The organism is Dyella sp. SYSU CM1112 (genome assembly GCF_058216415.1).
The window spans coordinates 1-13,839 of sequence record NZ_JBZEGI010000016.1 but is presented as its reverse complement, the minus strand read 5'-3'; the positions used below and the strand labels follow the sequence as shown (position 1 = coordinate 13,839).

11 protein-coding genes and 1 riboswitch are annotated in these 13,839 nt (G+C 59.2%); of the genes, 10 read left to right on the top strand and 1 reads right to left on the bottom strand.

Annotated elements, in window-relative coordinates; all coding sequences use genetic code 11:
* The first annotated feature begins 222 nt into the window (after positions 1 to 222).
* From hrcA to AC4HNJ_RS18290, 7 genes are all read left to right on the top strand, one after another.
* On the top strand, positions 223 to 1,278 hold the full coding sequence (gene hrcA, locus AC4HNJ_RS18320; RefSeq protein ID WP_490481048.1) for a heat-inducible transcriptional repressor HrcA: 1,056 nt from the start codon (positions 223 to 225) through the stop codon (positions 1,276 to 1,278).
* 81 nt (positions 1,279 to 1,359) lie between these two features.
* Positions 1,360 to 1,893 carry a nucleotide exchange factor GrpE gene (gene grpE / locus AC4HNJ_RS18315; protein ID WP_490481047.1) on the top strand — a complete coding sequence of 178 codons (534 nt, stop codon included), beginning with the start codon at positions 1,360 to 1,362 and terminating at the stop codon, positions 1,891 to 1,893.
* Between the two features lie 119 nt (positions 1,894 to 2,012).
* On the top strand, positions 2,013 to 3,944 hold the full coding sequence (dnaK, locus tag AC4HNJ_RS18310; protein ID WP_490481046.1) for a molecular chaperone DnaK: 1,932 nt from the start codon (positions 2,013 to 2,015) through the stop codon (positions 3,942 to 3,944).
* Between the two features lie 60 nt (positions 3,945 to 4,004).
* A complete protein-coding gene (locus AC4HNJ_RS18305) occupies positions 4,005 to 4,583 on the top strand; it encodes a TMEM175 family protein (protein WP_490481045.1) in 579 nt (192 codons plus the stop codon).
* The gene (gene dnaJ / locus AC4HNJ_RS18300; RefSeq protein WP_490481044.1) at positions 4,580 to 5,695 is read left to right on the top strand and encodes a molecular chaperone DnaJ; all 1,116 of its coding nucleotides are present in this window, start codon (positions 4,580 to 4,582) and stop codon (positions 5,693 to 5,695) included. Before AC4HNJ_RS18305 ends, dnaJ begins: the two co-directional genes overlap by 4 nt.
* A gap of 48 nt (positions 5,696 to 5,743) precedes the next feature.
* On the top strand, positions 5,744 to 6,553 hold the full coding sequence (gene dapB, locus AC4HNJ_RS18295; protein WP_490481043.1) for a 4-hydroxy-tetrahydrodipicolinate reductase: 810 nt from the start codon (positions 5,744 to 5,746) through the stop codon (positions 6,551 to 6,553).
* 58 nt (positions 6,554 to 6,611) lie between these two features.
* A riboswitch (yybP-ykoY riboswitch) is annotated at positions 6,612 to 6,757 on the top strand.
* A gap of 95 nt (positions 6,758 to 6,852) precedes the next feature.
* Entirely contained in the window at positions 6,853 to 7,854 is a 1,002-nt protein-coding gene (locus tag AC4HNJ_RS18290) for a sodium:calcium antiporter (RefSeq protein WP_490481042.1), read from the top strand.
* 20 nt (positions 7,855 to 7,874) lie between these two features.
* Here AC4HNJ_RS18290 and AC4HNJ_RS18285 read toward each other — a convergent pair whose 3' ends face one another.
* Positions 7,875 to 8,570, bottom strand: coding sequence for a 2OG-Fe(II) oxygenase family protein (locus AC4HNJ_RS18285; protein WP_490481041.1), 696 nt, complete (start codon positions 8,568 to 8,570; stop codon positions 7,875 to 7,877).
* A 218-nt stretch (positions 8,571 to 8,788) separates the two neighbouring features.
* Here AC4HNJ_RS18285 and carA point away from each other — a divergent pair, with 218 nt between their 5' ends.
* Genes carA through greA form a run of 3 tightly spaced genes read left to right on the top strand, consistent with a single transcriptional unit; the run spans position 8,789 to position 13,618 of the window.
* Positions 8,789 to 9,916 carry a glutamine-hydrolyzing carbamoyl-phosphate synthase small subunit gene (carA, locus tag AC4HNJ_RS18280; protein ID WP_490481040.1) on the top strand — a complete coding sequence of 376 codons (1,128 nt, stop codon included), beginning with the start codon at positions 8,789 to 8,791 and terminating at the stop codon, positions 9,914 to 9,916.
* 1 nt (position 9,917) lies between these two features.
* Positions 9,918 to 13,145 carry a carbamoyl-phosphate synthase large subunit gene (gene carB / locus AC4HNJ_RS18275; protein ID WP_490481039.1) on the top strand — a complete coding sequence of 1,076 codons (3,228 nt, stop codon included), beginning with the start codon at positions 9,918 to 9,920 and terminating at the stop codon, positions 13,143 to 13,145.
* A complete protein-coding gene (greA, locus tag AC4HNJ_RS18270) occupies positions 13,142 to 13,618 on the top strand; it encodes a transcription elongation factor GreA (protein ID WP_490481038.1) in 477 nt (158 codons plus the stop codon). The genes carB and greA overlap by 4 nt, the downstream gene beginning before the upstream one ends.
* Positions 13,619 to 13,839 lie beyond the last annotated feature (221 nt).

The following is a 13,839-nucleotide window of genomic DNA, read 5'->3' as shown; positions in this document are numbered from 1 at the left end:
GAATTGTAAGGTGAGGAACGGACGGTGAGTAGCAAGATGACGGGTGATGGGGCGGGGCGGAGCGTTCAAGCTAAATCGTGAGGCGGACTGGCCGATGAGAAGGAGGGCAGAGGGGACCAGTGCTTGGGCTGCCGGTGCCCGGCTCCCCCTTGTCCGGCCCCTTTCTTGCATTCTTTCTCGGCAAACCTTATTTCTTAGCCGTCTCATGGATTGCCACAGCGAATGTCTTCCCACCACGGTCATGAACTCGATATACGCGCACGGCGGCTGCTGAGGACGCTGATCGCGCATTATCTGACCGATGGAGAGCCTGTCGGGTCACGCACGTTATCGCGTTCGTCCGGCCTTGATGTGAGCCCGGCGACGATCCGTAACGTCATGGCTGACCTGGAGGAGGCCGGGCTGATTGCTTCGCCGCATACGTCGGCGGGGCGCATCCCGACTCCGCGCGGCCTGCGATTGTTCGTGGACAGCCTGATTGAACTGCAACCGCTGCCGCGCGACGAGATGGTACGTCTGCAGCGCGAACTGCCCCCAGGACCGACGACGGTACGCGATCTGGTGGGCAATGCCTCGGTGCTGCTGTCTGCGATGACGCATTTCGCGGGGGTGGTAACGGTGCCGCGCCAAACCGATTTTCCCCTGCGCCACATTGATTTTGTAGCTTTGCCAGACGCGCGCGTACTGGTGATCCTGGTGTTTTCCGACAATCAGGTGCAGAACCGCGTGATCCAGCTTGCCAAGTCGTTGGACGGAAAGGAGCTGGAGCAGGCGGCCAATTACATCAACGAGCATTTCGTGGGTTTGCGCGTTGACGATATACGCGCGCACTTGCTGCGTGAATTGCGTGAGGCCAGCAGCGAGCTACATCATTTGCTCTCCAGGGCGGTCGAGTTGGCGGCAGCGTCGTTTGCACCCCAGGACGAAGATGTATTGGTAAGCGGCCAGACCAATTTGATGGCGTACTCGGAACTGGCTGATCTGGATCGGCTGCGCGATCTGTTCGAGGCGTTCCAGAAGAAGAATGAGCTGCTTCAGCTGATGGAGACTTGTGCCAAAGCTCCGGGTGTGCGCTTGTTTATCGGTGAAGAATCGGGTTTTGCTGCGCTGGACGGTTGTAGCGTGGTCACAGCCAGTTATGGGGCGCAGGGACGTTTGTTGGGGGCGGTGGGTGTCATCGGCCCCACCCGGATGGCGTACGAGCGCGTGATTCCCGTGGTGCAGGCCACGGCAGGATTGCTGAGCGAAGCCTTGAATCGCGCCGCTACGGCCTTATAACCGCTGCGGGAGGCGGGTTTACCCGCAAATTTTTCGATTGGTCGGCAGCAATGCCGGCCCAGATGATGTTTGGAGCCATGCATGCATAACAGCGATTCGCCATCGCCGAACGAAACGCCTGTGACGGGCGCGCCTAATCCGCAGAGCGACGAGCTTGAGGCACTCAAGGCCAAGGTGGCCGAGCTGGAAGCGGCCAATAACGAGCTTCGCGAAGTAGTACTGCGTGAAAAGGCCGAGCTGGAAAATCAGCGTCGGCGCTTGCATCGCGACCTGGAACAGGCGCGTCGTTTTGCCAACGAAAAGCTGCTCAATGACTTGCTGCCTGTCTACGATAGCCTGGAGCGCGGCTTGGCGATCGAGGGCGGAGAGATCGCCGCGATGCGTGAAGGCCTCAACCTCACGCTTAAAGAATTGCTGCGTATCGCAGGCAACAACGGGTTGGTTCAGGTGGATCCGATCGATCAACCGCTCGACCCGGAGCGACATCATGCGGTGAGCATGGTCGATGCGCCCGGCAAGGCGCCTGGCACCGTGGTGACGGTGCTGCAAAAAGGCTATGTATTGAACGATCGATTGCTGCGCCCGGCACTGGTGGCCGTGGCCAAGGACGACTGAACGGTACCTGCAATTTCAGTACTGCGGGGTATAGCTGGTATTGAACCACTTTCGCCAGAACCCCATCTGACAAGCATTCGCGGCCGAGGGGCCGCATGCGAGATTCCGGAGCATTGAACATGGGCAAGATCATTGGCATCGACCTGGGCACGACCAACTCGTGTGTGGCCATCATGGATGGCAGTACCACCAAAGTGATCGAAAACGCGGAGGGCGATCGTACGACGCCATCGATCGTTGCGTTCACCAAGGATGGCGAGGTATTGGTCGGCGCCCCCGCTAAGCGTCAGGGCGTGACCAATCCAAAGAACACTTTCTACGCGGTGAAGCGCCTGATCGGTCGCAAGTTCACAGACGCTGAAGTGCAGAAAGACCTTCACATCGTGCCGTACGGCATCGTTGCGCACGATAACGGCGACGCGTGGGTGCAGACGTCCGATGGCAAGAAGATGGCACCGCAGGAGATCTCTGCGAAAGTGCTGATGAAGATGAAGAAGACGGCCGAGGATTACCTTGGCGAGCCGGTAACCGAAGCAGTGATCACCGTGCCGGCTTACTTCAACGATAGCCAGCGCCAGGCAACCAAGGACGCCGGCCGCATTGCGGGTCTGGACGTCAAGCGCATCATCAACGAGCCGACCGCGGCTGCGTTGGCTTATGGTCTGGATAAGAAAGGCGGCGATCGCAAGATCGCGGTGTACGACCTCGGCGGTGGCACGTTCGACGTGTCGATCATCGAAATCGCCGAAGTCGATGGCGAAAAGCAGTTCGAAGTGCTGGCCACCAACGGCGATACCTTCCTGGGTGGTGAGGACTTCGACAAGCGCGTCATCGATTATCTGATCGAAGAGTTCAAGAAGGACCAGGGCATTGACCTGAGCAAGGATCCGTTGGCTTTGCAGCGACTGAAGGATGCGGCCGAGCGTGCCAAGATCGAACTGTCGTCCTCGCATCAGACGGAAGTGAACCTGCCGTACGTCACGGCCGACGCCTCCGGACCGAAGCACCTGAACATCAAGGTGACGCGCGCCAAGCTCGAAGCCCTGGTGGAAGATTTGATTCGTCGCACTATCGAACCGTGCCGTACGGCGCTGAACGATGCGGGCCTGCGCGTTTCCGACGTCAATGAAGTGATTCTGGTCGGTGGCCAGACGCGTATGCCGAAGGTGCAGGAGTCGGTGAAGGATTTCTTCGGCAAGGAGCCGCGCAAGGACGTCAACCCCGACGAAGCGGTTGCTGTCGGCGCGGCCATCCAGGGTGGCGTGCTGGGTGGTTCGGTCAAGGACGTGCTGCTGCTCGATGTGACCCCGCTGTCGCTGGGTATCGAAACGATGGGCGGCGTGATGACCAAGCTGATCGAGAAGAACACCACGGTGCCAACGAAAGCCTCGCAAGTGTTCTCCACGGCCGAAGACAATCAGACCGCTGTGACGGTGCATGTATTGCAAGGTGAGCGTGAGCGCGCCAGCGCGAACAAGTCGCTGGGTAAGTTCGACCTTGCGGGTATCGAGCCCGCTCCGCGCGGCATGCCGCAGGTCGAGGTGACGTTCGACATCGACGCCAACGGCATCCTGCATGTGTCGGCGAAGGACAAGAAAACCGGCAAGGAGCAGCGCATTGAGATCAAGGCCGGCTCCGGTCTGTCGGATGAAGAAATCCAGCGCATGGTCGCGGACGCAGAAGCGAACAAGGAAGAGGACAAGAAGTTCCACGAGCTGGTGGGTACGCGCAACAAGGCCGATCAGTTGGTGCATGCCACGCGCAGTGCGCTCAAGGAGCATGGCGGCAAGGTGCCGGGCGATCAGCTGAGTGCAATCGAGGGCGCGCTGTCCGATCTGGAAAAGGTCAAGGATGGTGATGACAAGGCAGCGATCGAGTCCAAAATCCAGAAGCTGGAACAAGTGGCTCAGTCGTTGTATGCCGCGGCGCAGGGTGGTCAAGCGGATGCAGGAGCACAGCAGCATGGCCCCGGCCCGGGCGGTTCCGCGCAGCCGGACGACGTGGTCGATGCCGAGTTCACCGAAGTGAAGAATGACGGCAAGTCGTCCTGATCATGCGGGAGTTGAACAACGAGCGCCCTGAGGGGCGCTCGTTGCCGTTGGAGGGGAACGATGGACAAGGGGCGGCTAGAAGCCTTCAGTGATGGCGTGCTTGCCATCATCATTACCATCATGGTGCTGGAACTGAAGGTGCCGCATGGCGATGGCTGGGATGTATTGCGAGATCAGTGGCCGGTGTTTCTGAGCTATGTGCTTAGCTTCATCTATGTCGGCATTTACTGGAACAACCACCACCATTTCCTGCATGCTTCCGAAAAGGTCAGCGGCAGTGTGCTCTGGGCCAATCTGCATCTGCTGTTCTGGCTGTCGCTAATGCCGGTTACCACCGGATGGATGGGCGAGAACCACTTTGCCCGGCTTCCCGTGGCAGTCTATGGTTTCGTGCTGCTGATGTGCGCCATGGCCTGGATGCCGTTGCAGTACACCCTGATCCAGGCCAACGGCGGCAAATCTTCTCTGTTGGCCCAGGCAGTAGGCGGTGACTGGAAAGGTAAGCTCGCCGTCGCCATTTACTTGAGTGGCATCCTGCTGGCGTTCGTGGCGCCGTGGGTGTCGTGTTTACTTTATGCCACGGTGGCTGCGATCTGGTTCATTCCCGATCGGCGCATCGAATCGCGGATCAAGCAATGAGCAAGCGTGATTATTACGAAATCCTGGGTGTCGAACGTTCGGTCAGCGAAGCGGACCTGAAAAAATCTTTTCGTCGACTGGCGATGAAATACCATCCGGATCGTTGTCCGGATGATCCGCATGCCCAGGAGAAGTTCAAAGAGGCCAAGGAGGCCTACGACGTTCTGTCTGATCCACAGAAGCGCTCGATGTACGATCAATATGGCCATGCCGCTTTCGAAGGGGGTATGGGCGGTGGCCGAGGCGGAGCAGGCTTCGGCGACATGGGCGATATTTTCGGGGATATTTTCGGCGATATCTTTGGTGGCGGGCGCGCACGTTCGCGCCGGGGCGCGGATCTGCGCTACATCATGGAACTGGATCTCGAAGAGGCTGTGTTCGGGATCGAAAAGAAATTCGATGTTCCGACCCAGGTCAATTGCCATCATTGCAATGGCAGTGGCTCGGAAGACGGCAAGACGGTGCAGTGCCGAACCTGTCACGGTCATGGCCGGGTGCGCATGCAGAATGGCATCTTCTCGATTCAGCAGACCTGTCCGCATTGTGGCGGCAGTGGTCGCATGGTCGAAAAGCCTTGCAAGGAGTGCCATGGCGAGGGGCGTCTCGAAGAAACCCGCACTTTATCGGTACGCATTCCTGCCGGTGTCGACAACGGCGATCGTATTCGCTTGGCGGGGCAGGGCGAGGCAGGGCCAGCCGGCACCGAAGCGGGCGATCTTTATGTGGAAGTGCGCGTGCGCGAACACGCCATTTTCCAGCGCGATGGCAATCATCTGTACTGCGAAGTGCCGATCCGTATTTCGCAGGCAGCGCTTGGCGCCGAGCTCGAAGTACCGACATTGGATGGTGAAGTATCCATCACCATCCCACCGGAAACGCAGACGGGACAGCAGTTCACGTTGCGCGGGCGCGGCGTCAAGTCGGTGCGTGGCGGGCGCACGGGTGACTTGATCTGTCGGGTCGTGGTGGAGACGCCGGTACGTCTGACGCGTGAGCAGCGCGAGTTGATGGAAAAATTGGAAGCGACGTTCGAAGAGGACGACCGGCATACACCGCGCGCGAAGACATGGGTGGATGGCGTCAGGCAGTTCTGGTCGCGAGTGACATCCTGAATCTGCATTTCGATCAAGCGAAACGAACCAGAAATCGAGGATAGTCGCGTGGCCTTACCTATTCGTCTTGCCATCCATGGTGCGTCCGGTCGTATGGGGCGAGCACTGCTCGCGCTGGTACACGAAGACCAGCGATTCGAACTCGTCCAGGCTTTGGTTTCTGCTGGATCGGTACACGTTGACATGGCGGTATTTAGCGGGCCAGCGAACTCACTGCGTTACTCCGCCAAATGGGGCGATGCCGCAGTGGATGCCGTTGTCGATTTCAGTGGCCCGGATGGACTGGCCTCCGCCCTTGCTTATTGCGTGGCGCATGATGTCGCTCTGGTCACCGGAACCACAGGTATCGATGCTGCGTTGGAAGCAAAGCTCGATGAAGCCAGCAAGCGTATCCCTATTCTGCACGCCGCCAATTTCAGTCTTGGCGTTGCCGTGCTGACACGGCTGCTGCGTGAGGCTAGCGCGGCGTTGCCCGACTGGGATCTGGAAATTGTCGAAGTGCATCACCAGCGCAAAGAAGATGCCCCTTCGGGCACAGCGCTCGCACTTGGACACGCCGCGGCAAAAGCGCGTGGCACGACCTTGGCGAAAGACGCGATATACGCGCGTGAGGGGCGGCCAGGTGCGCGGCGGCCCGGCAGTATTGGTTTTGCCGTTGTGCGCGGCGGCGATGTCGTGGGTGAGCATACGGCTTTCCTGTTCGGTCATGGCGAACGCGTCGAGCTGGCGCACCGCGCGACGGACCGCTCTATCTTCGCGCGTGGCGCGCTCGAAGCCGCTGCATGGTTGGCTGGGCGCGAAGCCGGCAGCTACAGCATCGACGATCTGCTGGTCGATCGCAGCCATGCCTTGGGGTAGTGGTGATGCAGGCGCCTGTTGCGCCACGGTCGTTGTTCGCATGCGTGGAAGCCTGTAGCATGCGCGGCGTTGTCATTGGGGAGTAGCCATCCTCGCCAAGCATAGCCGTCAGGCGTGCATGTGCCGAGGAATCCGCGTCAACACACTTGAAGCTTTGCTTCATGGCGCGGATGGTTATCGCAGCTGCATCGGTTGCGATGGTCCGGCGAGACCTTTGGCCACGAGATGTGGCTCACCCAGGCCGGGCGGGCTGCATACGTGTGCCATCGGTTTTCGCTCGCCCGGCCCCGGAATCGTCCATGCTCCTTACCGCTCTGCTGTTCCTGCTTTCCGCCGCGGCGATCTACGTGGCGTGTGAGTACTTCGTCAACGGCATCGAGTGGCTTGGTCAGAAGCTCAACTTCGGCGCAACCGCGACGGGGACGGTATTGGCGGCGTTCGGTACGGCATTGCCGGAAAGCGCAGTCACTTTTGTTGCCGTTGTCATGGGGCGTACAGCTGCCGTGCGCGATATCGGTGTAGGCGCGGCGCTTGGGGGGCCGCTGGTGCTGGCCACGGTCGCTTATGCAGTGGTGGGGCTGGCGTTATGGGGTAATCGCCATCGCTTGCGCCGTACTGATATGCACGTTCAGGTGCGCGAAGCACGACTCGCGCGAGATCAGTGGTGGTTTCTTTCGATCTTTGTCGTGAAGTGCAGCCTCGGCCTCATCGCCTTTGCCCTGAAGCCATGGCTTGGCCTGGCGTTTTTGGCCGCTTATGGCTTGTACGTTTGGCGCGAGTTGAAAGAGCCAGATGACGTTGCGGATCACGAAGAACTCGAGCCGCTGAAATGCCAACCGCGTGCGCAGACACCTTCCATGCTGGCCGTGATTTTGCAGACCGGGCTTGCGTTGCTAGTGATTGCTGCAGCCTCACAGGTATTTGTGTCACAGATTGAAGCCATCGGGATAGCGATGCACTTGCCACCTCATGTGGTTGCGCTTGTGCTTAGCCCAGTGGCTACTGAATTGCCGGAGACGATGAATGCGTTGATTTGGGTGCGACAGGGCAAAGAGCGGCTCGCCTTGGCCAACATTTCCGGGGCGATGATGATCCAGGCCACGATTCCCAGTGCGCTCGCTTTATTTACGACGCCCTGGATTTTCGACCTACCGCTGATCGCCGCGGGTATCGTGACGATTATTGCGATTGTTTATCTGTGGCAGTTGTTCCGCCGTGGTCGTGTAGACGGACGCAAGCTGGTGCCGGTAGGTTTGCTCTATATCGTGTTTGCGATGCTTATGGCGTGCAAATTCGCATGACATCCCGCTTTGCAGATGGCTTAGTTCCTATGTGCGGCGCTGCGATCGCGCCCGGCGCCTAGCTTGCGGTCCAGTGCGCCGAACAATTTTTTGAAAGCGCGCGAGAATTTGCCGCGTTTTGTTTTACGCAGTTTTTCTTCCTCGCTAGTCAACCATGCCACTTGGATGACACGACGTTCGCCTTCATAGGGCAAGTGCCCGTGGAAGGAATTTTCGCAGCGCTTGAAGACGGCAAATTCGCCATAGAGTGGCTTCAGTTCTGGCGCGGCCAGATCATCGATGTCGTCAATGCGGTTGAGAAAGCGCAGGCAGCCGTCGCTGGTGTCGGGCCACTGCGGGTTCAGGTAAAGCAAGGCGGTGGCGACCTTGGACCGGCTATCGGTGTGGATGGTGCCATGGCGTTTGTTCAAGGCGCGGCATAGCGTCACAAGTGTTGGATACTTTCCTAGGTTTTCGATGCCGAGGTGACGCCCCACGGCACTGGCAAACGCCGGCGTGGTCATTTGCGCGACCAGTGCGTTGACGGAGGGGCCGCAGTCCACCGGGTCGTAAGGAAAGAAGCCGGCGCTGGCGTACTTGGGGAAATCCTGGTCCAGCTCACTGCGCGCTTCGTCCGGCAATTGGCCATGAGCAATCATGAATGGAAAGGGGTGTTCTCGTACTTCCGTATCCGGACGATCAAGCCGGGTTGGATCCAGCAGGACGATGGCATTCATGAAATTCGGCAGCTTCCCTGTGTAAGTGGCTGTCAGTCTAGCGCGAGCTGTATGTGTATGTGCCGTGAAGTGACCGGTTTCGCCATCGTCGCGCTGGTGGACATAAAGTCGCTCGACGCCTATCATTTCAACCCGCCCAAGACTTTCTTTGACCCAAGGTCCACAAGCCTGCTTCACGCGGCTTGCGGACCTTGCTGTACCTAAAAGGCGGCCCTTCCATGCCTCATCCCGCTCTGCTTGCCCTCGAAGACGGCAGCGTGTTTTACGGCCACTCCGTAGGCACGACTGGCGAAACAGTCGGCGAAGTAGTTTTCAATACAGCGATGACGGGCTACCAGGAGATCCTTACCGATCCCTCCTATGCCCGGCAGATCGTCACGCTGACCTATCCTCATATTGGCAATACCGGCTGTAACGAGCAGGATGCCGAATCCACTGCGGTGCACACGGCCGGATTGATCGTACGCGATGTGCCGCGACGAGCCAGCAACTGGCGTAGCAGCGAGACGCTCCCCGACTACCTCAAGCGGCACGGCATCGTGGCGATTGCGGGTATCGATACGCGTCGGCTCACGCGTATCCTTCGCGACAAAGGTGCCCAGAATGGCTGCATCGTGGCGGGGGAATCGATTGACGTCGATGCTGCGCTTGCCACGGCACGCGCTTTCCCCGGCTTGAATGGCATGGACTTGGCCAAGGTGGTCAGTGTCAACAAGCCCTACAATTGGAACGAGGGCATCTACGATCTCGATCGCACCGTTTTCCATGAAACCGACAAGCGCTTCAACGTCGTGGCCTACGATTTCGGCGTGAAACGCAACATTCTTCGTCTGCTGGCCGAACGCGGCTGCGAGATCACGGTGGTGCCTGCGCAGACACCGGCAGAGGAAGTCCTGGCGATGAAGCCGGACGGAGTCTTCCTTTCAAATGGCCCTGGTGATCCTGCGGCCTGCGATTACGCCATTGCGGCAACGCGCCGTTTCCTGGACGCGAAGATTCCGTTGTTCGGCATTTGCCTGGGGCATCAGATCATGGGGGCGGCGCTGGGCGCCAAGACCTTGAAGATGAAGTTTGGCCACCACGGTGCGAATCATCCGGTCAAGGATCATGACGATGGCCGTGTGTTGATCACCTCGCAGAACCACGGGTTCGCCGTAGATGCATCGACCTTGCCGCCTCATGTACGGGTAACGCACACGTCGTTGTTCGACGGATCCTTACAGGGGTTCACGCTCACTGATCGGCCTGCTTTCTGCTTCCAGGGGCACCCTGAAGCCAGTCCGGGTCCTCATGACATCGGTTATCTGTTCGATCGTTTTGCCAAACTGATGCAGGAGGCTCGCTGAGATGCCCAAGCGTACTGATATCAAGAGCATCCTTATCATCGGTGCCGGTCCAATCGTCATCGGTCAAGCGTGCGAGTTCGACTACTCCGGTGCGCAGGCGTGCAAGGCACTCAAGGAAGAGGGCTACCGCGTCATCCTGGTGAACTCCAATCCGGCCACGATCATGACGGATCCGGAGATGGCGGATGCCGTCTACATCGAGCCGATCAACTGGCAGACGGTGGAGCGCATCATCGCCAAGGAGCGCCCGGATGCGGTATTGCCGACGATGGGTGGCCAGACCGGGCTCAATTGCGCGCTGGATCTTGCCGATCATGGCGTACTCGAAAAATACGGTGTGGCATTGATCGGTGCATCGCGCGAAGCAATCCGCATGGCAGAAGATCGCGAGTTGTTCCGCGTAGCGATGTCGGAGATCGGCCTTGACTGTCCGCGTGCCGCCGTTGCCAGGAGCTTTGAACAGGCTGTAGAGATTCAGGTGAGCGTCGGCTATCCGACCATCATCCGGCCTAGTTTTACGCTTGGCGGTTCGGGTGGCGGTATCGCCTATAACCGCGAGGAATTCGAGGAAATCGTCAAGCGCGGACTGGAGCTTTCACCCGTGCACGAAGTGCTGGTCGAGGAATCCGTGCTCGGCTGGAAGGAATTCGAGATGGAAGTGGTCCGCGACAAAGCGGACAACTGCATCATTGTTTGCTCCATCGAGAATCTCGATCCGATGGGTGTGCACACGGGCGATTCGATCACGGTGGCTCCAGCGCAGACGCTTACGGATAAGGAATATCAGCGCTTGCGCGATGCCTCCATTGCGGTGCTGCGAAAGATCGGCGTGGATACCGGCGGCTCCAATGTGCAGTTCGGCGTGAATGCCGAGACCGGCCGTGTGGTTGTGATCGAGATGAATCCGCGCGTGTCGCGTTCATCAGCCCTGGCATCGAAGGCCACGGGTTTCCCGATCGCCAAGATCGCGGCAAAACTGGCGGTCGGCTACACGCTGGACGAATTGAAAAACGACATCACCGGTGGCCTTACGCCGGCGTCGTTCGAGCCAGCGATTGATTACGTTGTCACCAAGATCCCGCGATTCGCGTTTGAGAAGTTCCCGCAGGCCGATGCGCGCCTTACGACGCAGATGAAGTCGGTCGGCGAGGTGATGGCGATTGGCCGGACGTTCCACGAATCGCTGCAGAAAGCGCTGCGCGGCCTGGAAATTGGCAAGACGGGACTGAACCCTACTGGCCTGGATATCGCCAATGAAGACGGCTTGGCCACGCTCAAGCGCGAGCTACGTGAACCGCGCCCCGACCGCGTGTTCCACTTGGCTGATGCATTCCGCGCCGGACTGTCACTGGAAGAAGTGCATGATCTGAGCCGGGTCGATCCGTGGTTCCTCGCTGCGTTCGAAGATATTGTGGTCATGGAAAAGGCTGTGCAGGAGCAGGGCCTTACTGCGCTGGATGCGCCACGCATGCGCGAACTCAAGCGGCTTGGTTTTTCTGATGCGCGCCTGGCTGAACTCACGAACACCGATGAAGCGGCCATCCGCCATTTGCGGCGCACGCTGGGGATACGTCCGGTATACAAGCGCGTGGACTCCTGTGCGGCGGAGTTTGCGACGACCACGGCCTATATGTACTCGACGTATGAGGAAGAGTGCGAAGCCAACCCCACCCAACGCGACAAGATCATGGTGCTGGGCGGTGGTCCGAATCGCATCGGTCAGGGCATCGAGTTCGACTATTGCTGTGTGCATGCCGCCTTGGCACTGCGCGAGGATGGGTACGAGACCATCATGGTCAACTGCAACCCGGAAACCGTGTCGACGGACTATGACACCTCCGACCGCCTGTATTTCGAGCCGTTGACCTTGGAAGACGTGCTGGAAATCGTCGACCTCGAAAAGCCCAAGGGCGTGATCGTGCAGTACGGCGGTCAGACGCCGCTCAAGCTCGCGCGTGCGTTGGAAGCTGCGGGCGCGCCGATCATCGGCACCTCGCCGGATTCCATCGATCTGGCCGAAGACCGTGAGCGTTTCCAGCAGATGATCGTCAAGCTGGGTCTGGTCCAGCCGCCGAACCGTACCGCACGCAATGCCGACGAAGCATTGGCTCTTGCGCGCGAGATCGGCTACCCGCTGGTAGTGCGCCCGAGTTATGTGCTTGGCGGACGCGCGATGGAAGTGGTCTACGACGATGCGGATTTGTCGCGCTATATCCGCGAAGCCGTGCAGGTTTCGAACGATTCTCCGGTACTGCTTGATCGCTTCCTCGACCATGCGGTGGAAGTTGATGTGGACGTCATTGCGGACCGTGACGGCAATGTACTGGTCGGCGGCATCATGGAACACATCGAAGAGGCGGGTGTGCATTCGGGCGATTCGTCCTGCTCGCTCCCGCCGTATTCGTTGTCGCCGTCGATCCAGAACGAACTGCGCCGTCAGGTGAGCTTGATGGCGAAGGAACTCAAAGTCATCGGCCTGATGAACACGCAGTTCGCGATCCAGGGCGAGACAGTGTTCATCCTCGAAGTAAACCCACGCGCTTCACGCACGGTGCCATTCGTGTCCAAGGCCATTGGCGTGCCGCTGGCAAAGATCGCCGCGCGCTGCATGGCGGGTCGTACGCTGGCAGAGCAGGGCACCACGCGCGAGGTGATTCCAGGCTATTACTCGGTGAAGGAAGCGATCTTCCCGTTCCTGAAGTTTCAGAACGTCGACCCGATCCTTGGCCCGGAAATGCGCTCCACCGGCGAGGTGATGGGTGTGGGTCGCAGTTTTGGCGCAGCGTTTGCACGTGGCCACGATGCGGCGGGCATCAAGACGCCGCCCCAGGGCAAGGTGTTCGTGTCCGTGCGCGATGCGGACAAGGATCGCCTGCTGCCAGTTGCCGTGGACATCGCGTCACGCGGCTTCACGCTGGTGGCTACATCGGGTACGGCAAGCTATCTCACTGCGCATGGGGTGCAGTGCGAACGCATCAACAAGGTGCTGGAAGGCCGTCCGCATATCGTCGATCTGATCAAGAATGGTGAGATCGTCTATATCGTCAATACGACTGAAGGCAAGCAAGCGATCGCAGATTCGTTTTCGATCAGGCGCGAGGCTTTGCAGCATCGCGTCACGTATTCCACTACGGTTGCAGGCGCGCGCGCGCTGGTCCATTCGCTGGATTTCCATGACAGCGGCGAGGTGCATAGCCTGCAGGAATTGCATAAGGAGTTGAACGCATGAGTCGCGCCCCTATTACCAAGGTCGGTTCGGAACGTCTGCGTGCTGAGCTGGAGCGTCTGAAATCGGTCGAGCGCCCCAGGATTATCGCCGCGATTGCGGAAGCGCGAGCGCATGGCGATCTGAAGGAAAACGCCGAGTACCATGCCGCACGCGAGCAGCAGAGCTTTATCGAGGGGCGTATCAACGAGCTTGAAGCAGCGCTTTCCACCGCTGAGGTGATCGACGTTTCGCGTCTTAACCAAGGTACCAAGATCGTGTTCGGTGCCACAGTGGAACTGGAAGACGAAGACAGCGGAGAGTCGGTGACGTATCAGATCGTTGGCGATCTCGAGGCGGACATCAAGCAGGCTCTGATTGCAGTGTCGTCACCTATCGCGCGTGCGCTGATTGGTAAAAGCGCGGGTGACAGTTTCGAGTTCAGGGCACCCAATGGTGTGAGGCGTTACGAAATTACCGGCGTCAGTTACGCGTAAAGTGGCAGGCGGAGGCTGGTCACTCTGCCTGCGCGTCATGCCAAAAGAAGCCGTGCTTACAGGCTGTGTCAAAACTCATCTGACACATAGACGCTGAAGCGGTCGCAAGCAAGAATGCCCTGGCAGACCCCGAGGGCATTTTATTTATGGGCCATATCACCGGCGAAGGTCGCGGTCAGAGCGCATTGTTTGCGTTGAGTCTGGACGATCTTCTGCCGGGC